Below are 22698 nucleotides of genomic sequence, written 5' to 3' on the forward strand. Positions count from 1 at the left end.
AGAAAGAGAGGTGAAAAAATAACAATGGATCACAAAGCTCCGTTACTAGAAGTCGGGTTTTTAACATTTAACTTATCAACAGTTATGATGTTACTAGTTGCAGCAATTATCGTATTTTTAATTGCCTTTATTTCAACTAGAAGTCTAAAACTAAAACCAACTGGCATGCAAAACTTTATGGAATGGATTATGGATTTCGTAAAGAATATCATCAAAAGCAACATGGATTGGAAAACTGGTGGACGATTCCATGTTTTAGGTATTACGTTAATTATGTTTATCGCAGTATCTAACTTATTGGGTCTTCCTTTTTCTATCATCTATGACCACACGCTATGGTGGAAATCACCAACAGCTGACCCTACAGTAACAATGACATTAGCAGCAATGATATTAGTCTTAACGCACTTCTATGGTGTAAAAATGAAGGGTTCAGGTCATTATGTTGGTACATTCTTTAAACCAATGTCATTCATGTTCCCACTTAAAATAGTAGAAGAATTTGCAAACACATTAACATTAGGTCTACGTCTTTACGGTAACATTTACGCAGGTGAGATTTTACTAGCCTTACTTGCAGGTTTAGCATCATCAGGTGCCGTGGGATTCATCGGAGCAATCGTTCCTATGATGGCATGGCAAGGTTTCTCAATTTTCATCGGCTTTATCCAAGCCTTTATCTTCACAATGTTAACAATGGTTTACATGGCTCATAAAGTGAGCGATGACCATTAATATAAAGCATATATACTATGCTTGAACTACAAAAACAAACAATTCCAAGGAGGAAATTTTCAAATGACAGGTTCATTAGGTTTATTAGCAGCAGCAATCGCAATCGGTTTAGGTGCACTTGGTGCAGGTATTGGTAACGGTCTTATCGTATCAAAAACAGTAGAAGGTATCGCTCGTCAACCAGAAGCTCGTGGCGTTCTTCAAACTACAATGTTCATCGGGGTTGCATTAGTTGAGGCCCTACCGATCATCGCAGTAGTAGTAGCATTCATCGTTATGAACAAATAATTCAGTTGAACACTGAATTTTACTAGTGGCGAAGCAGGATTCTCCAGATGAAACTTCGCCCTTCATTTTGGAACAGATAAAAGCTATGTGCAAATATAGCTTTTTAAAATAGGTAGTTTTTTAGTCATTAAATTATGTTGAAGTTAAAGCTCTTGAAGGGAGTGAAACAATCGTGTTTTTAGATAATCTTGTACTAGGTGCAGGCGGTGCTTCGTTAAATAGTGGAGATATCATCGCAACATTAGTTATTTTCATCGGATTAATGTTACTACTTAGGAAATTCGCTTGGGGTCCACTTATGGGCATCATGCAACAACGTGAAGAATTAGTAGCGAGTGAAATCGAAGCAGCTGAAAAAGCGCGCAAAGAATCGCACCAATTTTTAGAAGAACAAAAGAGCCTTCTTAAGGAAGCTCGTACAGAAGCACAATCGATTGTTGAGGGCGCTAAAAAGCAAGGCGAATTACAAAAAGAAGAAATTCTTACTGTAGCTCGTAATGAAGCAAACCGCTTAAAAGAATCGGCTTTACGTGAAATTGAGTCTGAAAAAGAAAAAGCTATTGCAGCTGTACGTGATGAAGTCGTTTCATTATCTGTACTTGCAGCATCTAAAGTCCTTAGCAAAGAGATTTCTGAGGCAGACAACCGTGCTCTAATTGAAGAGACGATTGCGAAGGCAGGGGAAGCTCGATGAGTAATTCAACTGTAGCAAAACGTTACGCTCAAGCGCTTTTTGAATTGGCGCAACAAAAAAATATTCTTACTGAAGTTGGAGCAGACTTAAGTGAACTAACAAAAGTAGTAAAAGAATCTCCTGATTTTTTAACGCTTTTAAATGCACCTAAGTTCTCCGTCGAACGAAAAAAACAAATGGTAGCTGATATCTTTAATGGTGCAACACCAGAAGTTTTACACACTGTTCAACTTCTAGTTGAGAAAAAACGTGTAAACGAGATGACACAAATTGCTAAGGCATATGCTGAACTTGCTGCGCAAGCACAAGGCACTGCAGATGCAACAGTATTTTCAACACGTATACTTTCTGCAGAAGAAAGCGCTAATATTTCAGCAGCGTTCGCGAAACTTGTTGGAAAACAATCTTTAAATATTACAAACGAAGTTGATCCATCTTTACTTGGTGGTATTCGTGTTCAAATCGGTAACCATATTTATGATAGCTCAGTAGCAAACAAACTAGAGCGTCTAAAACGTGAATTAATCGGTTAATAATTTAGAAATGTGAGAGGTGACATACATGGGCATCAAGGCTGAAGAAATCAGCAGTCTGATTAAACAACAGATTGAGAATTATGAATCTGAACTTAAAGTAAGCGAAGTTGGTACAGTTATCCGTATTGGTGACGGTATTGCTCTTGCTCATGGCCTCGACAACGCCATGGCTGGAGAACTACTAGAGTTCTCTAATGGTGTTATGGGTATGGCTCAAAACCTAGAAGAAGGTAACGTTGGTATCGTAATCTTAGGTCCATACACTGACATCAAAGAAGGCGATGAAGTTCGTCGTACAGGTCGTATCATGGAAGTACCAGTTGGTGAAGAACTAATTGGTCGTGTTGTAAACCCACTTGGACAACCAGTGGATGGACAAGGTCCTATCAACACTACAAAATCTCGTCCAATCGAAAGTCCAGCTTTCGGTGTAATGGCTCGTAAATCAGTACACGAACCACTACAAACTGGTATTAAAGCGATTGACGCATTAGTACCAATCGGTCGTGGTCAACGTGAGTTAATCATCGGTGACCGTCAAACTGGTAAAACATCTGTAGCTATCGATACAATTCTTAACCAAAATGACCAAAACATGATTTGTATCTATGTAGCAATCGGTCAAAAAGAATCTACTGTACGTGGTGTTGTAGAAACTCTTCGTAAACATGGCGCTTTAGATTACACAATCGTTGTGACAGCTTCTGCTTCTCAACCAGCTCCATTATTATTCTTAGCACCATTTGCTGGTGTATCTATGGCTGAAGAATTCATGTTACAAGGTAAACACGTATTAATCGTGTATGATGATCTTTCTAAACAAGCATCAGCTTACCGTGAACTTTCACTTCTTCTTCGCCGTCCTCCAGGTCGTGAAGCATATCCTGGTGACGTTTTCTACTTACACAGCCGCTTACTTGAACGTGCTGCGAAGTTAAATGAAACATATCAAAATGGTTCAATTACAGCTCTTCCATTCGTTGAGACACAAGCTGGGGATATCTCTGCATACATCCCAACTAACGTAATCTCAATCACTGATGGACAAATCTTCTTACAATCTGACTTATTCAACTCAGGTGTACGTCCAGCGATTAACGCCGGTCTTTCTGTATCACGTGTAGGTGGATCTGCTCAAATAAAAGCGATGAAAAAAGTTGCGGGTACACTACGTCTTGACTTAGCTGCATTCCGTGAGCTTGAATCATTTGCTCAATTTGGTTCAGATTTAGATAAAGTAACACTTGCTAAACTTGAGCGTGGTAAACGTACGGTTGAAGTTCTTAAACAAGACCTTAACAAACCACTAAAAGTTGAAAAACAAGTTGCAATCCTTTACGCATTAACTAAAGGTCATTTAGATGATATTCCAGTACAAGATATCGTTCGCTTCGAATCAGAATTCTTAAGCTGGTTAGATTCAAACCACACAAACGTTTTAGATCATGTTCGTACTACTAAAGAGCTTGCTCCTGATGCGGATTATGAAGCAGCAATCAATGCATTCAAAAAAACTTTCGCTAAATCAGAATAAGTCTTAGCTAGTCACTTGATTAAAAAACAGAAGGTGGTGAAATACCAGTGGTAAACTTACGCGAAATTAAAGGTCGTATTACTTCAACAAAGAGTACGAAGCAAATTACAAAAGCAATGCAGATGGTTTCTTCTTCTAAGTTACGTCGTGCAGAGCAAAATGCTAAAGCTTACGTTCCTTACATGGAAAAAATTCAGGACGTAGTAGGCGCGATCGCTTCAGGGACAAAAGACAGCGGACATCCAATGTTAACTGCTCGTCCTGTTAAGAAAACGGCTTACTTAGTCATTGGTTCTGACCGTGGTCTTGCAGGTGCTTACAATTCAAGTATCCTACGTCAAGTACAACGTACGATTAACGAGCGTCATAAATCAAAAGACGAATACGTTATTTTAGCAGTAGGTCGTGTTGTTCGTGACTACTTTGTGAAACGTGATCATAATGTCATCAGTAATGTTGTCGGTCTACCTGACCAACCAACATTTGCTGATATTAAAGAAATCGCTCGTAATGCTGTTGGTATGTTCATTGATGGTACGTATGACGAACTTTATATGTACTATAATCACTTTGTCAGCGCTATTGCTAGCGAAGTGACAGAGAAAAAACTTCTTCCATTAACAGATATTGCCCCTGCAAGCGGTACTGCTTCTTATGAATTCGAGCCATCTGGCGAAGCAATTCTAGAAGTGTTACTTCCACAATATGCGGAAAGCTTAGTTTATGGCGCATTATTAGATGGAAAAGCAAGTGAACATGCTTCTCGTATGACGGCTATGAAAAATGCAACAGATAATGCAACTGATCTTATCTCAGACCTTTCTTTGCAATATAACCGTGCACGTCAAGCGGCGATTACACAAGAAATTACAGAAATCGTTGGTGGAGCTGCAGCCTTAGAATAGGCAAGCAGCTTCCCAATGTCGTATAAGAATACGATAGGAGGGTACACAGTAATGAATAAAGGACATGTTATTCAAGTAATGGGTCCAGTTGTTGACGTTAAATTCGACAATGGCCAATTACCAGCAATCTATAACGCTTTAACAGTTAAGATTGAACGTCCTAATGAAGAACCAACAATTCTTGCATTAGAAGTTGCGCTTCATTTAGGTGATGATTCTGTTCGTACAATTGCGATGTCATCTACTGATGGCTTACAACGTGGAGCAGAAGTAACAGACTTAGGAAAAGCTATCTCAGTACCAGTGGGTGAAGTTACACTAGGTCGTGTATTCAACGTACTTGGAGAAGTAATTGACTTAGGTGAAGAGATTCCAGCAGACGCACGTCGTGATTCAATTCACCGTGAAGCACCAACTTTCGAGAATCTTTCAACTACAGTTGAAATTCTTGAAACAGGTATCAAAGTAGTAGACTTACTTGCACCATATATCAAAGGTGGTAAAATCGGTCTATTCGGTGGTGCCGGTGTAGGTAAAACTGTATTAATCCAAGAATTAATCAACAATATCGCACAAGAGCACTCTGGTATCTCTGTATTCGCTGGTGTAGGTGAGCGTACTCGTGAAGGGAACGACTTATTCTTCGAAATGAGCGATTCAGGCGTTATCAAGCAAACAGCGATGGTATTCGGTCAAATGAACGAGCCACCTGGCGCACGTATGCGTGTTGCTTTAACTGGTCTTACAATGGCGGAATACTTCCGTGATGAGCAAGGTCAAGACGTACTTTTATTCATCGACAATATCTTCCGTTTCACACAAGCAGGTTCTGAGGTTTCTGCCCTATTAGGTCGTATGCCTTCTGCGGTAGGTTACCAACCAACACTTGCAACTGAAATGGGTAAACTACAAGAGCGTATCACATCTACGAACAAAGGATCTGTAACTTCTATTCAAGCGATTTATGTACCAGCCGATGACTATACTGACCCGGCTCCAGCTACAACTTTCGCCCACTTAGATGCAACAACTAACCTTGAGCGTAAATTATCTGAGATGGGTATCTACCCTGCGGTTGACCCATTAGCTTCGACTTCTCGTGCATTATCACCTGAAATCGTAGGCGCTGAGCACTACGCAATTGCTACTGGTGTACAACGTACAATCCAACGTTACCGTGAATTACAAGATATCATTGCAATCTTAGGTATGGATGAGTTATCTGATGAAGATAAACAAACAGTAGAACGTGCTCGTCGTATTCAATTCTTCTTATCACAAAACTTCCACGTAGCGGAACAATTCACTGGTCAAAAAGGTTCTTATGTACCTGTAAAAGAAACTGTTCGTTCATTCAAGGAAATCCTTGATGGCAAATGGGATCACCTACCAGAAGATGCTTTCCGTCTAGTTGGTTCAATTGATGAAGTAGTTGAAAAAGCGAAAAGCATGGGCGTAGAGGTTTAATACTAGGGACGAGGAGGAAAAAATATGAAGACAGTTCTAGTCAATATTGTCACTCCCGACGGCCCAGTATACGATTCTGAAGTATCAATGGTAATCGCTAAAACAACTTCAGGAGAAATCGGTGTTCTTGCAGGCCATATTCCAATGGTTGCTCCACTTGCAATTGGTGCAGTGAAGCTTAAAAAAGAAAACGGTTCGACTGATATTGTTGCTGTAAGCGGTGGTTTCATTGAAGTTCGTCCAGAAAAAATCTCAATTTTAGCGCCGTCTGCTGAAATTGCTGAAAGCATCGATGTTCAACGTGCTAAAGAAGCCGTTAAACGTGCTGAAGGACGTCTTCAAAGTAAACAAGACAACATTGATTTCAAACGTGCTGACCTAGCATTAAAACGTGCGTTGAATCGTATCAACGTTCATGAGGGTAATATCTAATTCATTTTTAACGGGCAGATGCGACATCTGCCCGTTTTTTAAGGTGAATAAATATATTGAGGGAGAAATGGAGGATGCTACATGGAAATATATGAAGCGATTGGACAAGAAGCTTTATTGGGTATTTTATCTCACCTATTTTTTATTGCTATTACTTTTTACGCCTTACAAGCTTTTATGATTGAAAAACTATTTAAAAAAAATCGAGTTTTTCAAATTCAGCTCATTTATATTTTACTTAGTATTGCGATTGGCTCAGCAGTATCAAATTTCTTTCTTCAAATATCTAGCTGGTCAGGCAAACTCCCTTATTTATTTTAAAGAATTTGTTTCTTTCATAAATTTATAGGTCTACATGCTTCAAAGGACTTTATAATACCATTTGTGTGGCCCTTTGAACTATGTAAAAAGACGCTAATACATTAAATTCTTATGAATTTCACGCTATTAGCTACCAAGATAGCCATTGATAAATGTACGATAATAGGTGCCCGTCACTTCATTTTTTATAGAAAAAAGTGAAAAGTTGTTTTTTATTCATATATCTTTGGGTATGTATTAGAAGCGAACGGGTTATTGGTCATTCACAAAAAAAATTTAGCAGCGTACAATAAATAAATAGCAAAAAATCTAATAATAGCTTAAAATAGTGATTTGGACGCTTGAACGAGCGTTAGAAAAGTTGTACTATAGAGTTGTTTGTTTACTGATTATGACATTATACTTCTTCATTAAAATAAAAATTTGGTAGGTTAATAGATTGAATTCGGAGGGACATAGGGTGGATAAAATAATAGTGACTGGCGGCCAAAAACTACAGGGAAAAGTACGTGTAGAGGGCGCAAAAAATGCAGTGTTACCAATCCTTGCAGCAGCTTTACTTGCTTCAAAAGGAGAAAATGTAATTAAAGAAGTCCCTAATTTAGCAGACGTCTTTACAATAAATGAAGTACTTAAAAGTTTAAACGCAGCAGTTACATATATACCTGAAGATAATGCCGTATATATAGATGCAACAAAAGAACTTTCAAGTGAAGCACAATTTGAATTTGTTAGTAAAATGCGTGCATCTATTTTAGTAATGGGATCTCTACTTGCTCGTAATGGCTATGCGCGTGTAGCACTTCCTGGAGGCTGTGCAATTGGATCACGTCCGATTGAATTACACTTAAAAGGCTTTGAAGCAATGGGTGCAAAAATTTCATTTGGCCATGGCTATGTTGAGGCGAAGACAGAGGGTCGCTTAAAAGGGGCTAATGTGTATTTGGATTTCCCAAGTGTTGGGGCGACTGAAAATATTATGACAGCTGCATCTTTAGCTGAAGGGACAACTGTAATTGAAAATGCAGCGAAAGAGCCTGAAATCGTGGATCTTGCAAACTTTATTAATAGTATGGGTGGCCGTGTAATCGGTGCGGGGACAAATACGATTCGTATTGAAGGAGTCGATACATTATATGGAGTAGAGCATCATATTATTCCTGACCGTATTGAAGCTGGTACATTTATGGTGGCAGCAGCTATTACTAGAGGAGATGTGGTGATTGAAAACGCAGTCCCTGAGCATATGACTGCTTTAATAGCTAAAATGCGTGAGATGGGCGTAGATATTACTGAGTTGGATGAAGGAATCCGTGTACGAGTTCCTCAAACACTAAAAGCAGTTGATATCAAAACAATGCCACATCCTGGTTTCCCAACAGATATGCAATCACAAATGATGGCATTAATGCTTACTGCTGAAGGTACGAGTATTATTACAGAAACGGTATTCGAAAACCGTTTTATGCATGTTGAGGAGTTCCGTCGCATGAATGCTGGTGCTAAAATAGAGGGACGTTCTGTGTTTATCGAGGGGCCTGTGAATCTTCAGGGAGCTGAGGTAATGGCAACGGATTTACGAGCTGCGGCTGCATTAATTTTAGCGGGTCTTGTATCTGAAGGAATGACACGTGTCACAAAACTTCATCATTTAGATCGTGGTTATGTTGATTTCCATGGAAAGTTAGCATCTCTAGGTGCTAATATTGAACGTATTACAGAAGAAGTAGTGACAATTGAAGATGTAACAGTTGAATTGCCTACAAACTAAATAGATTTTAAAACCCTTTGCTTTTTATGCAGAGGGTTTTTGTTTTCTCATAACTACAAGAAATCTAGCATATTATTCCTTATGAAAAAATGGATGATTAGTATAGGTGTCATTTGCTTGATTGGGGCATTATATATGCTTCCTTTAGTAGGGTTTAGTGAAAGACAAGAGGCTATCATACCTCAAGCTAGTGATAAGAATGCTTGTGAAATATTTATAGAAGTGGAGGGGCAAGAAGAAAAAATCCCTTTGGAAACGTATATTACAGGGGTAGTTGCTGCAGAAATGCCCGTTTCTTTTAAAAAAGAGGCACTGAAGGCACAAGCTATTGCAGCACGCACATATGCGTTGAAAACGACAAATTACGGTAAAATTGCGATCGCCCCAACCGTGGCAAAGCAAGTCTTCTATGATGAAGAACAGAGAAAGGCGAATTGGGCTAGCAATTTCCTGGGAAATGAAAAGAAAATTGTCGAAGCTATTAATGAAACACAAGGACAAGTTATTCTTTATAATAATGAATTGATTACAGCTATGTTTCATTCAACAAGCAATGGTAAAACAGAAAGTGCTTATGGATATAGTGGAAATGATATACCATATTTGCAAAGTGTTGTAAGTATATCTGATCAAGCATCTCCTAAGTTTGAGGCTGAGCAAGAATGGACTTTAGCTCAATGGAATAAGCTCTGGCCTATACAATGGCAACCTAGTGATTTTAATCGTATGCAGTTATTTTATAATGATTCTGGGCGAGTAGAACGTTTACAGCTAGGGAATAATGTCTGGACAGGGAGAGAGGTAAGAACGCTCCTTGGTATTCCATCAACTGATTTCACAATCATCTTTAATGCCAATAAAAGAAAGGTTCAAGTGAAAACTCAAGGTTATGGGCATGGAGTGGGCATGAGTCAATATGGAGCGGAGGCAATGGCAAATGAAGGGAAAAAAGCTGCCGAAATTTTACACTATTATTATCAAGATATTGAAATAAAAAAAATAGATGCATGTTTAAAATAACTTCTAGTTGTTCACACTGCAACTAGAGGTGATGAAAATGAGAGAGGATAAAAATAACAAAGCTTCTCAAAACCAAGATCCAAATCAAAAGGAAAATGGCCAATTACAAAAGAAACCGTGGTTTTGGCCAGTAGTTTACACAGGTGGTGCACTTGTTCTAGCAGGATTATTATTTGGTTACAATAGTCTCGTATCAAAAGTAGAAGAGGCTCCTTTACCAGACTTAGCTGAAGTAGATCCAGGTCCTGTAGTGGAAACGAATGCACGAACAGAAAACATGATGTATCCATTCAAAGAAGAGAATTTTAGTAAAGTACAAGTCTTACAAGAATTTTACGAGTTAGAGGCAAATGAAGAGTCTCGTGAAAATGCACTAATGGTATTTAATCAAACATTTACTACATCTTCTGGAATCTCTATTGCTATGAATGGCGAAGAATTTGAAGTACTAGCTGCAATGAGTGGTAAAGTACTAGAGGTAAAACTAGACGCATTTACAGGCAATAAGATCGTGATCGAACATCCAAATGGTATGCAGACACATTATAGCTCTGTGAAGGATATCGCTGTTAAAGAAGGCGATGAGGTTACACAAGGTCAAGCATTAGGAAAAGCAACGGACAACGAGTGGAATCAAGCGGCTGGCGTCCATATGCATTTCGAAATTCTTGAAAACGGAAAATATATCAATCCGAAAAAATTACTAGCTTTTTAATGAGAAAAGCTAGTAACGCATAAAAAGTCAGTATTTTATCAAGAAAATGCAAAACGTGTTCTGAATAGCTTTGTCCTCACATAAGGTGAAGAAATGCGCAAATGTGCATCTGATTGCCAAAGCATTTTGTGAAATTGTGTGGAAAGGACGAAGAACGTGCATGAGCACATTCGGAAGCGCTGCATACGCCTCGGTGAATTACTGATTGAGACGCGTGAGACTGTGCGTGTCCTCGCGAAAATGACTGGTTATTCAAAAAGTACGGTGCACAAGGATTTAACAGAGCGATTACCAACAATTCATGAAGGATTAGCTGACCAAGTGAAAGAAATACTCGCCTACCATAAGGCCGTACGTCATATTCGCGGAGGAGAAGCAACGAAAAACAAGTGGAAAGAAAGAGCGAGTCAAGAATGATTCGTTCTTTTTTGTTGTGTTAGACAAACATAAGGATGATTTTCTAAGGAATAGTAATTCTATATTATAGCCGTTCACTGCGTAAAAAGAAAACAGTCTTATTCACTAAATTTAGGTGAAATTACCAATAGAATATGATAAAATATTCTAGATAAAGAGATAAAATGAACGTTATGTAGTTGGAACTGGCGGGAAGGAGAAATTATAAAATGTTTTCGAAAGATATTGGCATTGACTTAGGGACTGCGAACGTATTAATCCACGTTAAAGGGAAAGGGATTGTCCTCAATGAACCATCTGTTGTGGCGATCGATAAAAAGACAAATAAAGTATTAGCGGTAGGGGAAGAAGCCCGCCAAATGGTAGGGAGAACGCCAGGCAATATCACAGCTATTCGTCCACTAAGAGACGGAGTCATTGCAGATTTTGATGTGACAGAGGCGATGTTAAGACATTTCATCAATAAATTAAACGTAAAAGGATTTTTGGCGAAACCACGCATATTAATTTGCTGTCCAACGAATATTACAAGTGTTGAACAAAAGGCAATTCGTGAAGCTGCTGAAAAATCTGGTGGTAAAAAAGTATATTTAGAGGAAGAGCCAAAAGTAGCAGCAATAGGTGCTGGAATGGATATTTTCCAACCAAGTGGAAATATGGTAGTCGATATCGGGGGCGGAACAACAGATATCGCAGTTCTATCAATGGGTGATATCGTAACAAGTGAATCCATTAAAGTAGCAGGCGATGTGTTTGATAACGATATTTTGCAATATATTAAAAAAGAATATAAATTGCTAATTGGTGAACGTACTGCAGAGGCAATCAAAATGACAATTGGTACAGTTTTCAAAGGTAGTCGCAATGATACGATGGATATTCGTGGCCGTGATATGGTAACGGGTTTACCACGTACAATTACAATTGAGTCTGAAGAAATTGAACGTGCACTACATGAATCAGTAGCCATGATTGTCCAGTCAGCTAAAAATGTCTTAGAAAAAACACCACCTGAACTATCAGCCGATATCATTGATCGTGGAGTGATTATAACTGGTGGTGGTGCATTATTACATGGAATGGACCAGCTATTAATAGAAGAGCTAAAGGTACCTGTTTTCATTGCAGAGAGACCTATGGATTGTGTAGCCATTGGTACAGGTATCATGCTTGAAAATATTGATCGTGTGCCAGCATCCTTATAAAATTAAAATGAGGTGATTTCTTTGTTTAAAGGATTTTATACAGTTGCAACAGGTATGATCACGCAACAAAGAAGAACAGAATTACTTACCAATAATTTATCAAATGCGAATACACCAGGATTTAAGGCAGATCAATCTACGATTCGCTCATTCCCAGATATGCTAATGTCTAGCATTGGTAAAACAAATGCTCCTGCTCACCAACAAGCCGGCGCTGAATATATGAGTCAAGTAGGAGCTTTAAATACAGGGACATATTTACAAGAAACATTGCCAAATTACATACAAGGCCAAATCTATAACACTGATTTTACAACAGATATGGCATTGATTAATGGAAACTTACCACAAAATGAAGATGGTGTTACGGGTTCAATTTTCTTCCGACTAGAACATCCTGCTGGTGGTGAGGCTTACACACGTAATGGTAATTTCACATTAGATGGGCAAGGCTATTTAGTTAATGGTCAAGGATTATATGTACTAAATGATGCTGGGCAACGTATCCAGCTACCAAATGATGATTTCCGATTAGATGAAAGTGGCGCTATCTTTGTAAATAATCAACAAGTGGCTCGTGTTGGTGTATCATTTGCTACTAACCCGAACATGCTACAAAAACAAGATAATGGCCTTATTCGTACAGAAAATGGTGAGAACTTGCCAACAGCTTATGGAGCGAATGGTGTTTCCTTTACACTACGTCAAAACTTTTTAGAAGGTTCGAACGTAGATTCTGGTCGCACAATGACAGATTTAATGACTGCCTACCGTGCATTTGAAGCAAATCAAAAAGTATTACAAGCTTATGATCGTAGCATGGAGAAGGCTGTGAATGAAATCGGAAAAATTTAATGGGCGAACAGGAGGCTTTTATCAATGCTACGTACAATGATTACAGCTACAAACACAATGGGGCAACTACAAAACAAACTGGATACAATTAGTAATAACATTGCTAACAGTAATACAACGGGCTATAAAACAAAGGAAGCATCCTTTAATGAATTACTTTATCAGCAATTTAATAATGATAAGCAGGATCGCGCAGAACGACAAACACCTGTTGGTATTCGCTATGGATCTGGTGCAATGGTTGGCCAAATTAAATCCAATGAAAAGCAAGGTTCATTACAAACAACTAATCGTGATTTAGACTTAGCTTTCACAAAAGCGAAACAATATTTCAATATTTTGATGCCAGATGGTGAAAATGGAACTGAAACAGTGTATACTCGACAAGGTGACTTTTATTTATCTCCATTGAATAATGGAACAGTTATGCTTGTAACAGCAGAGGGTTATCCAGTAGCTAATGTTGCAGGACAAGCTATTACATTACCCGACACGGTTCAAAAGTTTGCTGTTCGAGATGGTGGTGTATTAGAAGCATCTTATCCAAATGGAGATATAATTCGTACGAATTTAGCTGTAACAGAATTCCAAAAGCCGCAATTAATGGAGCATGTTGCCGGTTCTTATATGGGATTACCTAATAATTTAGCTGAACTTGGCTATACGCAGGCGGAAGTTTTGACAGAGCTTGTGGGAGCCAACCGTCAGCAAATTGGCATGCAAAGTGGTACACTAGAAATGTCCAATGTTAACCTCTCGAAAGAAATGACAGAACTCATTCAAACACAACGTTCTTATCAATTCAACGCAAGAGCGGTGACATTAGCAGATCAAATGCTTGGACTAATTAATGGCATTCGATAGCAAGTTATCCAAAAACGCATAGTAAGGAATGAAGAGGAGTACAATCTATGACAAACGATTCACGTCGACGTTCTGTGCCGACACAAGAAACCGATACGCAACCGCAACCAGAAAAGAAAGAACGCCGCTCGACTGGAGAGCAACGCGAGGTTCGATGGGTGCAAATCCGACTGATTCCGATTTGGTTACGCATTGTAATTGTTCTCATTTTAGTCGTTGTTGCCGCAGCATTAGGCGCAATGTTTGGCTTTAGCGTTATTGGAGAAGGCAATGCTATGGATATTTTTAAACGAGAAACATGGCAGCATATATTTGATATTATGAATGGTAAAGAATAACTTTATTCTTTACCTTACTTTGTGTATACATACTTAATTTTTGAGGGGGAAATGACATGTTATCTGCAGAACAAATTCAAGCAATTTTACCACACCGCTATCCTTTTTTATTCGTAGATCGCATCATTGAATTAGAAGAAGGGAAGCGTGCAGTAGGATTAAAAAACGTTTCAATCAACGAAGATTTTTTTAATGGGCACTTCCCAGGTTATCCAGTTATGCCAGGTGTGTTAATTGTGGAAGCTTTAGCTCAAGTAGGTGGAGTGGCTTTATTAAATGCTGAAGAATTTAAGGGTCGTTTAGCATTTTTAACGGGTGTTGATAATTGTCGTTTCAAGCGTCAAGTCCTACCTGGCGACCAACTTAAATTGGAAGTAGAATTTGTAAAACTTCGTGGCGCAATGGGGAAAGGTCATGGTGTAGCTACTGTAGATGGAGAACTTGTATGTGAAGCCGACATTCTATTTGCCATTGGGCCTGAACAGCCTAAACAAGCTTAATTTGCATTTGTAGACCAAAAGATATAAAATAGATAAAGTCAAGTCAAAAATTGATTAGTAGGTTCATAAATTGCGATGGTAAATAAGCGATTGTGAATTGAAATAGATGTAATTTTTAGGTTTTACAAACGTAGGAGGATTATTAAGATGTATAAGGAATTGTCTTCAGGTATTAAAATTAGCATTACTCGTTCGATTTCAACATCTTTTGAAACATACTTAGCAAGTATTGGTTGGGATGAAGAGCGCTTTTCCATGGAAGACTTCATTGCAAGCTGGCAGACTTATTTTCAGGAGAATGCCGCATGGATCGAAAAAATCCCTGCTGATACATTGATGAGTGCACAGTTTCATGAAGAAATGGCACAAAAAATCGATGAGGTTATTGCCAAAATTTTAAATGAAGAACCAACAGCACAGCAAGTCGAAACAATCGAGGCATTGCAAAAAGAGCTAGGTACAAACTATAGCTACGACTGTAAAGCAGAGGCAGCATATATTGAACAGTTATTAAAAGAAAAACAAAAATAGTTTGTACAAAAATCGGATAGTTCCCTCCTTTCTCGGGCAATCTATGTAGGATCACAAATACAGTTGATGTATTTGATGACATAGTACCCAAGAAAGGAGGTTTTTTACTATGTGGAAAATGTCATTTTTAACCATCATTCTTGCAACTGCATTCCTTGGAGGTTGTAACTGGGGAAATAATGCAGTGGAAGATCACCCTGTTCGAGAAGTCGAGAATGACGTACGTCGAGGAGTCGACGATGTCGAAGACGCATTAGATCCGAATAATCGTGATGATGCATACAATCGCAATAATGTGAATGGGAATGGTGTAGATCGAGGTACTGTTAACGATAATACAACATTACCTGAAGCAACAACACCTGGTTCAAATGCCGATATGAACGGCACAAACGGCTATGACAACACACCAAATGCAAACGGTGTAAATGGTGTTGAACGTAATGACAACATGAACGGTAACAATAATAATGATGTTGTCGACGATAAAGTAAACAACACTGAAAAATACCGTGATGGTATGAACAACCGATAACATAAAAAGAGTGTTTCCTCTGCGGAAAACACTCTTTTTTCAATTTAGAGGAAAGCGAAGTGAATACCCGCGGAAGCAGACCTAATACTCGCGGAAGCAGAGTAAGTACCCGCGAAAACAGAGTGAATACCAGCGAAAGCAGGGTGAATACCTAAAAGCTAAGCAAAACCCCCATCAAAAAAATTCTTCATATGCTCCAGTAAATTTTCTGGTAAATGGTAAACACGATTCTTATAGGTACCGGTATATGGAAACTGAAACTTCCGTAGCAATCGAGTAGCTGCATCGTTAGAATTAATTCTAAAAAACGCTCGTAACTGTTTATTGGTAATAGAATGACTAATCAATAACCGATAATCAAGCATAGCCTCTGCGAAAATTTCTATACTTCTATAATGACAAAATGAACATTCCCAAATGCCACGATGGAAGTACATATTATTTTGATAGGTACATTTTGGACAAAGAACACCGTGTCGAAATCGTGATGGGGCAATTGATGTATGAATCTGAGGAATAATTTGTTTAGAAAGTAGTAGGTGCACTAATTGGGTTAATTGATTATCCATTAATTTTTTAGGGTGCTTTTTAAAAAGCGACTGGAGATACTTATGAAGTCCGGACGCATGAAAAATGGGAAGAGTACTAGTTGAATTGACGATGATTGTGGAAGGATTTGCTATAACAACAGCCCCTTCAACAGGAAGGGAATAACTTGTAATCAGATTTTTAAGAAATCCCATATGACGCTCAGTTTGAGTAAGAGCATTTGGAAATCCTTCAACAGTACCATCAACCCTTGTGCGTGTGCATTGATGTGTGTGTTGATTAAATTCAAGACGACCATGTATGTTTTTGATTTCTACAACCAACATAAAATGGGGACAAATAAAAAGCGTATCAATCTGATGCAGATGTTGAGCCGTGTTCATAAGACATAAATTATGTAAGACAAAAAAGGTATTTGGATATATTAATTCATGCCATACGTGATCAACCTTTTGCTCGCCAGCAAACCCTGCATCTAGTCGACGATACTGCTCTTGATAATAATGAAATTCTACATCATCCTTTAAAAGACGCCTCATCAAAGCCTCAAGCCATAATAATTTTAAAGGCTTCTTCCTTATAGCAACCACCAAATGTAACCCTCCTTTTTTAAATTGTATTGTACAAAAAAATTACTGCTTGTCCAATAAAAAAAACGATGCAAAATTCGCATCGTCAGTCATTTTTTAATTTTGGTCGCTTTTTCATATCTTGTGTAAAGCGATCCAGTAAATCCTCTAAAGAAACACCCTCAGCAAGTAGCTCGGAAAGTAATTGTTCTGCATATTTTGATCGTTTAATTTTAAGCGTACCTTTTAATAGTACTGAAACATGATCACCGATATCTTCAACAGTATGTACGATCACCTGAAAAGGAGCGGGTTCATTATCTGGGAATGAAATAACTGCACGTACATTGAAGACTGTAGTATTCGCTAAGAGCTCATCAAAGGTTGAGCGATATTGTTTTTCCATAAACAATTCAAGTACCCAAGATTGATGGCTATTTTCCTGATTAATAATGATGCCATCGATTAAAGGGAATGGTTGCACGCCATCTTTCGTGACAAGGTCAAAGGAAAGCATTTTAAAGGTTTTCAATATGTATATTCCTCCTAAGTCTGTCATTCTTTTAGTATAACACATGAGACAGCTGTTGTTTGTGATGCGCACCTGTGACGGTTTTTCAAAAACTGTGAAATTGCAGATTTCATGGAATAGCATTTGCCATTACAGCCTAAAGCATTCAGCTAGAAAATTAATAAAAAATAGAAAAATAAAAATGCCGATTTACCCAATTTATGCACAAAAACTGAAGGAAATTAACAATATTGATTTTTGCGAATACCGGAATCATTTTGTAAGATGAGAGCAATCAAAAGCAAAGGAGGTGAATGAATGAATCAAGTCGGATTGGTTGGAAGGTTTACAAAAGACCCGGTGTTACGTTACTTATCTGGAAATCGTGTGCAAACTCATTTCTCACTAGCCATTAATCGTAATTTTAAAAACAATCAAGGGGAAGTAGATACAGATTTTGTTTTCTGTACAGCTTGGGGAAGGCTTGCAGAGAATATCGTTAAATATTGCGGTAAAGGTTCATTAATCGGTGCCACTGGCCGTATTCAAACAAGGTCATTTGTAAATGAGGAAAGCACTAAGATTTTTATGACAGAGATAGTGGTTGAGGATGTTAGATTTTATCAACTTAAACAAAGAGATAGTGACGAAGCAGTTACTATACCGCCACAGCCACCGAATGAACAGGAACACTTAAAGGATTTTGTTTTACCTTAGCAAGTATAGCTTACATACGGGGCAAGAGAACATTCATTGTCTGATCCGCCATTCTCCTTATATTTCTTGCACCGTAACAAACAGAAAGGAATGATGTGGAACACAAATAAAAAACATTGCTGAAGACCGCACAGCAATGGAATTTTCAACACAACTAAATACAAATGATGAAGTAAGTAGGGAAAAGAAGTAGCAAGTTCCACTAAAAGCGCCAAGAACTATTTGCTCTTGGCGCATCTCATTATTATATATCTAATGTTATTAAATCGCGGAGTTCTTGATCTTCTAACTCGGTCAACCACTGGCTTGATTGAATAAGCTCTTCGGATAATGCAGATTTCTGCACCAGCATCTTATCAATTTTTTCCTCGATCGTGCCAATTGTCACAAACTTATGGACCTGCACAAATTGTGTCTGTCCGATTCGATATGCTCGATCGGTCGCTTGGTTTTCAACAGCAGGATTCCACCAGCGATCTGCATGTAAAACATGATTAGCTGCTGTTAAATTAAGTCCTGTTCCACCAGCTTTCAAAGAAAGGATAAATATAGGGAAATCTCCTGCCTGGAAAGCCTCTACTAAGCGGTCTCGCTGCTGCTTAGGCATGGCACCAGTTAAAAATGGTGCATCCACATTATATATTTCACTAAAGCAATGTTGTAGCAATTGTCCCATTCCAATATATTGTGTAAAGATGAGACATTGCTCGCCATTGTCCACAATCTCAGCTGCCATTTGTACAATGCGTTCTAGCTTAGTCGAACGTGCAAGCATTGTTTCGGCATCCTCGAAAGGTTCCTTTAAATATAAGGCAGGATGATTACATAGTTGCTTTAATTTACTGAGCATCTTTAAGACGCGACCCTTTTTTTGAAAGCCTGTTAACTGCTCCAGCTGATCAAGCGTCTCTAAAATATAGCCCTCATAGAGTGAAGCTTGCTCTGTTGTTAATGGACAATATTCATTCGATTCTAGCTTATCTGGTAAGTTAAGCTGTAAATGTGGATCTCGCTTTGTACGACGCAATAAAAATGGCTGAATTTTAGCTCGAAGCTTCTGCTTATGCGACTCTGATTCGTCCCGTTCAATAGGCAAAATAAATTCTTCATTGAAGCGACCGAAGCTACCTAGATAGCCCTTATGAATGAAATCAAAAATAGCCCATAACTCAGATAAACGATTTTCTACAGGTGTCCCAGTGAGAGCAATGTGATGGTCACCTAGCAATTTACGAATGGCTTTTGATTGTAATGTTTGCATATTTTTTATATTTTGGGCTTCATCGAGTACCACCGTTGCCCAATCGATATTCTGTAAAAATTCAGTATCCTGTGACACAGTACCATAGGTTGATAAAATGACATGTGGTCTTTCTGCTGTCACTAGCTGTTTAAACTCTTCATCCTTTGCTCGATTTGCTTGATAATGCGTATGCACAATCAGGGAAGGAGCAAATCGAGCAAGTTCTTTTTGCCAGTTCCCAAGCACTGAAGTGGGACAAATAATGATAGATGGTTTTGTGTAATCAGTTGATGACTCATAAATATGAAGCAAATAGGTAATCAATTGAACCGTTTTTCCAAGGCCCATATCATCAGCTAGACATGCACCGAAACCTTGTTGGCGCATAAAGACTAACCATTCAAAGCCCTCTAATTGATAAGGGCGTAATTCGGTTTGTAGAGACAATGGAATCGAGACGGCAGGCAAGCCTTTCTTCTCCAAAAGTTGCTCCATGTATGCTTTTAATGATTGTTGTATTTCCAATGCAAAGATTGGATCATCTCTCAGTGCATCATCTGCATCTTCTTCCTCAAGAGGGGCAGACAAGTCTTCTGGTAACTCTCTAAATAATAATTCTCGAACAGTCCAACTTTCATCTTCTGCTTGTTGCATCAATTCACGCATTTCTTGCATCCAATTGGCATCTACTCGGAACCATTCAGTACCAATACGAATAAATTCACGTTTCTCATCCACAAGTTTTTTAAATTGCTCAGCTGAAATCGTTTGTCCGTTCATAGAAAACTGCCATTTAAACGTTAAAATATCATCTAAACCTGCTACCTTCCTTGTGGAAACATTATTGGTTGTCACGCGTACTCGAATTTTGGATTGTTTTAAATCCTTTAGCCATGCTGGCAGTACAACATCAAAACCAAGTGCCTGCAATCTAGCAAGATCCTCACGTAAAAAAGAGCGAACTTCTAAATCTTCCAGTGTCACACGAATAAAGATATCACTATTAATTGTATCGATGGATAGAAGTTCTACAATTTGCTGTTGTTGCTGCGTAATTTCAGTCGCGAACATTCGCCACTTTGTAGGTAGTGCTTCTTCAATAGGTAAGGATTGTTTACGTATAGCAGGTGTCCAGTAGTTTTTTGTTGTAGCAGTGCTTAGGACCGTTTCTAATAACCATACATCGGCATCTTCTTCTGGCTCACTTAATCGTAAAGAGACGGAAACAGCTCCAGCTTGACGAGCTTGATCCAAAGGCCAGCCGCCACGTAGGAAAAAGGGTAGTAACTTTGGTAAATCAGCTAGTATTAGCCCAACCTGTGAAAGCTTCTGCTGTACAGCCGTTTCCAATAATGCTGAATCGATATGATCAATAGGGAAAGTTAATGATGAAAAATCATCTGCAATCACAGCATGTGACCAAAGTGATGGCTCTTGCCAGTATGCTTGTAATGCATAAACTTTATTTAACCATTTTATACTTTCTTCATTTGCACCAATCCAATTAATGAAGGGGTGCTGGAAGCTTGTTGAAAAAATATCTAGTAATTCAGCCGTAGAAACTTCAATCGTAAAATCAGCCCGATTTGTTAATAATCCATAAACATTTGCCTCATAAGTAAAGAATAGCGAAGAAATTAATGTATCAACATCGATTGCTGTACCATTTGCAGTAAAACCCTGCAACGTAAAATATCCTTCCCGAGCTACTTCGATACGGAGCTGTTGTGTTTTGGAAAAAGGGGAAGGAGCATTTATTGTCATCATACTAAGTTTCCTTTCTCAATTTCTTCTTGTAACGCACGTAGTCGTTTATATTCTGCACGAATGGTTTGCATATATGTTTCAAAATAAGCTGCTTTGCCAGCTCGCTTTGCAGCGCTACGCATACTTTTCCAAATACGCACAGCCTGTTTATAATTTAAGCGTGATTTTTGTGCAATTTCAGCCATTGCATAGACATGATATAGAGGTAAAACAGTTGCAGGTTCAACCTGTAATACATCCTTTAATCCACACATTTCTAAGTAGGAGAGGGATGATGGGTTTAGTTGATGTAGAGCGGCCCATTCCCGATAGTGACCTTTTTTAATTAAAAAACTTGAGAAGGGCTGTAGTCCATACACACCAAAGGCACTGTAAAGCATTGCTTCCTCTTCCTCCGTAAGTTGAATCTCGTCAAATAAAAGTTGAAATTGCCTTACGTATTGGGCACGCTGAACGACTGGAACGACCTCCTGTAGAAATACTTCTGTCAAAGGTAAAATTGCTCGTAAAATGATTGCTAATGAATAGGACTCTCCAGCACGTTGAGCAAAAGTAGCTAGTTCAAACAAATCCTGCATTTGTGGTAAATCAATCTGTGCCAAATTTTCAAGTAATAAATCCTCTTTCTGTAATAGCACATAAAATAATAATTTTAACGATTGTAGAGAAATTTCTGTTGAAGGTTTATTAAGATTATTTATAAATGCCAATTCCTGTTCACGACGAGGCTTCTCATAAAAAAGCACTGCCCATAGTAGCATGTATAGACGAAGGCGATTGGCGAAAAGCCCTTGTCTTTCTAATAAAAATTCTCTTACTAGCTCTTGGATGGCATCATAAAATGGATCTGTCGCAAATAGTCGTGATCGATTAGAAAGCTCTGTAAGAATGCTCTCAAAAGATTGCATGCTTTGCTCGATAAAATATTTCATATAAGGTGAATCTAACGAATGTCCAGTTGTTTCATTTAAATGCCGCCATATTGAATTAAAAATGGCTAGTTCCATATAGAGCTTATAAAGAGGTTGCCATTCACGCTCAAAGGGCATATGTCGACGAAGTCGCTCCAAAGCATCGGTTCTTACAGCGGAAAGCCCATAGCCTTCTAGTATGCGGCCAGGTGGTAATAATCGTTTCATCACCTCATCCACCATCATCGACCAGCTTTGCGGGCTGCGTTCATCTGCTAAAGATTTTAATTGAACTGATTTTTGTGCACGCCAAGCACTCGACCAATTTTGAACCGAATCAAAATATTGGTAGAGAGCGAGTAAAGCACCTACTTGATGTCGACACCATTTTGCTTGAGGACAGCTACAATGTAGCTCTTCCTTTGAAAAATCAATTTCAACAGAAGCGGGTCTGACATCTTGAACACTTGCATATAATATAGAACTTGCTCCATTAAATCGTTCAAAAACAATGGATTTATTCCTTACTGAAAAGACAGCACGGCGCACTAGTTCCTCATCTTCGGTAGAGGATGGATGTAACCCTTGTTCAGCTTCTTTTAATTTAGTCAGCACAAATGCTTGATGTTCCTTAGCTAATTGCGATATAGACAATGCCATAACCTCACTCCTTTCATCTTGTATGGCTATAGTTAACATTGTTAATTGTAAAAAGGAAAAAAAGACTGTCCTTCCATTATACGATTAAAATGCAGTAATGATAAGCTG

Annotated in this window: 25 protein-coding genes; 21 read left to right on the top strand and 4 right to left on the bottom strand. The window is 38.5% G+C overall.

Annotated elements, in window-relative coordinates; genetic code table 11:
- Nucleotides 1-24 precede the first annotated feature (24 nt).
- The 20 genes from atpB (at nucleotide 25) to LCP48_RS03365 (ending at nucleotide 15663) form a co-directional block, all read left to right on the top strand.
- Nucleotides 25-735: a F0F1 ATP synthase subunit A gene (gene atpB, locus LCP48_RS03270; protein ID WP_009371931.1), complete on the top strand. Its 711-nt coding sequence runs from the start codon at nucleotides 25-27 to the stop codon at nucleotides 733-735.
- Between the two features lie 63 nt (nucleotides 736-798).
- Entirely contained in the window at nucleotides 799-1023 is a 225-nt protein-coding gene (gene atpE / locus LCP48_RS03275; RefSeq protein ID WP_004269474.1) for a F0F1 ATP synthase subunit C, read from the top strand.
- A gap of 172 nt (nucleotides 1024-1195) precedes the next feature.
- Complete coding sequence (gene atpF / locus LCP48_RS03280) at nucleotides 1196-1717, top strand: F0F1 ATP synthase subunit B (protein ID WP_225340679.1); 522 nt, start codon at nucleotides 1196-1198, stop codon at nucleotides 1715-1717.
- Complete coding sequence (locus LCP48_RS03285; protein WP_004269476.1) at nucleotides 1714-2250, top strand: F0F1 ATP synthase subunit delta; 537 nt, start codon at nucleotides 1714-1716, stop codon at nucleotides 2248-2250. Before atpF ends, LCP48_RS03285 begins: the two co-directional genes overlap by 4 nt.
- 28 nt (nucleotides 2251-2278) lie before the next feature.
- Nucleotides 2279-3787, top strand: a complete 1509-nt coding sequence (gene atpA / locus LCP48_RS03290) for a F0F1 ATP synthase subunit alpha (protein ID WP_004269477.1) — start codon at nucleotides 2279-2281, stop codon at nucleotides 3785-3787.
- 47 nt (nucleotides 3788-3834) lie between these two features.
- Nucleotides 3835-4692 (top strand): ATP synthase F1 subunit gamma, encoded by an 858-nt coding sequence (gene atpG / locus LCP48_RS03295; RefSeq protein ID WP_004269478.1) that lies wholly within the window; start codon nucleotides 3835-3837, stop codon nucleotides 4690-4692.
- A 51-nt stretch (nucleotides 4693-4743) separates the two neighbouring features.
- Nucleotides 4744-6159, top strand: a complete 1416-nt coding sequence (atpD, locus tag LCP48_RS03300) for a F0F1 ATP synthase subunit beta (RefSeq protein WP_004269479.1) — start codon at nucleotides 4744-4746, stop codon at nucleotides 6157-6159.
- 24 nt (nucleotides 6160-6183) lie between these two features.
- Nucleotides 6184-6591, top strand: coding sequence for a F0F1 ATP synthase subunit epsilon (locus LCP48_RS03305; RefSeq protein ID WP_004269480.1), 408 nt, complete (start codon nucleotides 6184-6186; stop codon nucleotides 6589-6591).
- An 81-nt stretch (nucleotides 6592-6672) separates the two neighbouring features.
- Complete coding sequence (locus LCP48_RS03310; protein WP_004269481.1) at nucleotides 6673-6912, top strand: DUF1146 family protein; 240 nt, start codon at nucleotides 6673-6675, stop codon at nucleotides 6910-6912.
- Nucleotides 6913-7372: 460 nt separating this feature from the next.
- On the top strand, nucleotides 7373-8683 hold the full coding sequence (gene murA / locus LCP48_RS03315) for a UDP-N-acetylglucosamine 1-carboxyvinyltransferase (protein ID WP_009371928.1): 1311 nt from the start codon (nucleotides 7373-7375) through the stop codon (nucleotides 8681-8683).
- Between the two features lie 81 nt (nucleotides 8684-8764).
- Nucleotides 8765-9703, top strand: coding sequence for a stage II sporulation protein D (gene spoIID / locus LCP48_RS03320; RefSeq protein WP_225340680.1), 939 nt, complete (start codon nucleotides 8765-8767; stop codon nucleotides 9701-9703).
- A gap of 37 nt (nucleotides 9704-9740) precedes the next feature.
- Nucleotides 9741-10418 carry a M23 family metallopeptidase gene (locus LCP48_RS03325; protein ID WP_004269484.1) on the top strand — a complete coding sequence of 226 codons (678 nt, stop codon included), beginning with the start codon at nucleotides 9741-9743 and terminating at the stop codon, nucleotides 10416-10418.
- A 156-nt stretch (nucleotides 10419-10574) separates the two neighbouring features.
- Entirely contained in the window at nucleotides 10575-10835 is a 261-nt protein-coding gene (locus LCP48_RS03330) for a sporulation transcriptional regulator SpoIIID (RefSeq protein ID WP_004269485.1), read from the top strand.
- 209 nt (nucleotides 10836-11044) lie between these two features.
- Complete coding sequence (gene mreB / locus LCP48_RS03335) at nucleotides 11045-12040, top strand: rod shape-determining protein (protein WP_004269486.1); 996 nt, start codon at nucleotides 11045-11047, stop codon at nucleotides 12038-12040.
- 21 nt (nucleotides 12041-12061) lie between these two features.
- Nucleotides 12062-12895: a flagellar hook-basal body protein gene (locus LCP48_RS03340; protein WP_004269487.1), complete on the top strand. Its 834-nt coding sequence runs from the start codon at nucleotides 12062-12064 to the stop codon at nucleotides 12893-12895.
- 24 nt (nucleotides 12896-12919) lie between these two features.
- On the top strand, nucleotides 12920-13759 hold the full coding sequence (locus LCP48_RS03345; RefSeq protein ID WP_004269488.1) for a flagellar hook-basal body protein: 840 nt from the start codon (nucleotides 12920-12922) through the stop codon (nucleotides 13757-13759).
- A 47-nt stretch (nucleotides 13760-13806) separates the two neighbouring features.
- Nucleotides 13807-14097 (top strand): DNA-directed RNA polymerase subunit beta, encoded by a 291-nt coding sequence (locus LCP48_RS03350; RefSeq protein ID WP_004269489.1) that lies wholly within the window; start codon nucleotides 13807-13809, stop codon nucleotides 14095-14097.
- Between the two features lie 56 nt (nucleotides 14098-14153).
- A complete protein-coding gene (fabZ, locus tag LCP48_RS03355) occupies nucleotides 14154-14597 on the top strand; it encodes a 3-hydroxyacyl-ACP dehydratase FabZ (RefSeq protein WP_004269490.1) in 444 nt (147 codons plus the stop codon).
- Between the two features lie 147 nt (nucleotides 14598-14744).
- On the top strand, nucleotides 14745-15128 hold the full coding sequence (locus LCP48_RS03360) for a hypothetical protein (RefSeq protein ID WP_004269491.1): 384 nt from the start codon (nucleotides 14745-14747) through the stop codon (nucleotides 15126-15128).
- Nucleotides 15129-15237: 109 nt separating this feature from the next.
- On the top strand, nucleotides 15238-15663 hold the full coding sequence (locus tag LCP48_RS03365; RefSeq protein ID WP_004269492.1) for a hypothetical protein: 426 nt from the start codon (nucleotides 15238-15240) through the stop codon (nucleotides 15661-15663).
- 158 nt (nucleotides 15664-15821) lie between these two features.
- Here LCP48_RS03365 and LCP48_RS03370 read toward each other — a convergent pair whose 3' ends face one another.
- Together LCP48_RS03370 and LCP48_RS03375 are read right to left on the bottom strand one after the other, a co-directional pair.
- A complete protein-coding gene (locus LCP48_RS03370) occupies nucleotides 15822-16802 on the bottom strand; it encodes a nuclease-related domain-containing protein (protein WP_225341008.1) in 981 nt (326 codons plus the stop codon).
- Nucleotides 16803-16887: 85 nt separating this feature from the next.
- A complete protein-coding gene (locus LCP48_RS03375) occupies nucleotides 16888-17313 on the bottom strand; it encodes a YwpF family protein (protein ID WP_004269494.1) in 426 nt (141 codons plus the stop codon).
- A 297-nt stretch (nucleotides 17314-17610) separates the two neighbouring features.
- Between LCP48_RS03375 and LCP48_RS03380 the strand changes: the two genes are divergently transcribed.
- Nucleotides 17611-18009 carry a single-stranded DNA-binding protein gene (locus tag LCP48_RS03380; RefSeq protein WP_004269495.1) on the top strand — a complete coding sequence of 133 codons (399 nt, stop codon included), beginning with the start codon at nucleotides 17611-17613 and terminating at the stop codon, nucleotides 18007-18009.
- A gap of 244 nt (nucleotides 18010-18253) precedes the next feature.
- On the opposite strand, the gene LCP48_RS03385 is transcribed toward LCP48_RS03380, so the two are convergent.
- Both LCP48_RS03385 and LCP48_RS03390 read right to left on the bottom strand, forming a co-directional pair.
- Entirely contained in the window at nucleotides 18254-21019 is a 2766-nt protein-coding gene (locus LCP48_RS03385) for a DEAD/DEAH box helicase (RefSeq protein ID WP_225340681.1), read from the bottom strand.
- A complete protein-coding gene (locus LCP48_RS03390) occupies nucleotides 21016-22590 on the bottom strand; it encodes a hypothetical protein (protein ID WP_004269497.1) in 1575 nt (524 codons plus the stop codon). Before LCP48_RS03390 ends, LCP48_RS03385 begins: the two co-directional genes overlap by 4 nt.
- Nucleotides 22591-22698 lie beyond the last annotated feature (108 nt).

The sequence above is a fragment of the Lysinibacillus capsici genome (genome assembly GCF_020217405.1).
GTDB lineage: Bacteria > Bacillota > Bacilli > Bacillales_A > Planococcaceae > Lysinibacillus > Lysinibacillus capsici.

Bases quoted from the DNA above. Each gene is read 5' to 3' on its own strand.
- atpB (WP_009371931.1), top strand. From the start codon at position 25: ATGGATCACAAAGCTCCGTTACTAGAAGTCGGGTTTTTAACATTTAAC.
- atpE (WP_004269474.1), top strand. From the start codon at position 799: ATGACAGGTTCATTAGGTTTATTAGCAGCAGCAATCGCAATCGGTTTA.
- LCP48_RS03285 (WP_004269476.1), top strand. From the start codon at position 1,714: ATGAGTAATTCAACTGTAGCAAAACGTTACGCTCAAGCGCTTTTTGAA.
- atpA (WP_004269477.1), top strand. From the start codon at position 2,279: ATGGGCATCAAGGCTGAAGAAATCAGCAGTCTGATTAAACAACAGATT.
- atpD (WP_004269479.1), top strand. From the start codon at position 4,744: ATGAATAAAGGACATGTTATTCAAGTAATGGGTCCAGTTGTTGACGTT.
- LCP48_RS03305 (WP_004269480.1), top strand. From the start codon at position 6,184: ATGAAGACAGTTCTAGTCAATATTGTCACTCCCGACGGCCCAGTATAC.
- LCP48_RS03310 (WP_004269481.1), top strand. From the start codon at position 6,673: ATGGAAATATATGAAGCGATTGGACAAGAAGCTTTATTGGGTATTTTA.
- spoIID (WP_225340680.1), top strand. From the start codon at position 8,765: ATGAAAAAATGGATGATTAGTATAGGTGTCATTTGCTTGATTGGGGCA.
- LCP48_RS03325 (WP_004269484.1), top strand. From the start codon at position 9,741: ATGAGAGAGGATAAAAATAACAAAGCTTCTCAAAACCAAGATCCAAAT.
- mreB (WP_004269486.1), top strand. From the start codon at position 11,045: ATGTTTTCGAAAGATATTGGCATTGACTTAGGGACTGCGAACGTATTA.
- LCP48_RS03345 (WP_004269488.1), top strand. From the start codon at position 12,920: ATGCTACGTACAATGATTACAGCTACAAACACAATGGGGCAACTACAA.
- LCP48_RS03350 (WP_004269489.1), top strand. From the start codon at position 13,807: ATGACAAACGATTCACGTCGACGTTCTGTGCCGACACAAGAAACCGAT.
- fabZ (WP_004269490.1), top strand. From the start codon at position 14,154: ATGTTATCTGCAGAACAAATTCAAGCAATTTTACCACACCGCTATCCT.
- LCP48_RS03360 (WP_004269491.1), top strand. From the start codon at position 14,745: ATGTATAAGGAATTGTCTTCAGGTATTAAAATTAGCATTACTCGTTCG.
- LCP48_RS03365 (WP_004269492.1), top strand. From the start codon at position 15,238: ATGTGGAAAATGTCATTTTTAACCATCATTCTTGCAACTGCATTCCTT.
- LCP48_RS03380 (WP_004269495.1), top strand. From the start codon at position 17,611: ATGAATCAAGTCGGATTGGTTGGAAGGTTTACAAAAGACCCGGTGTTA.
- LCP48_RS03385 (WP_225340681.1), bottom strand. From the start codon at position 21,019: ATGATGACAATAAATGCTCCTTCCCCTTTTTCCAAAACACAACAGCTC.
- LCP48_RS03390 (WP_004269497.1), bottom strand. From the start codon at position 22,590: ATGGCATTGTCTATATCGCAATTAGCTAAGGAACATCAAGCATTTGTG.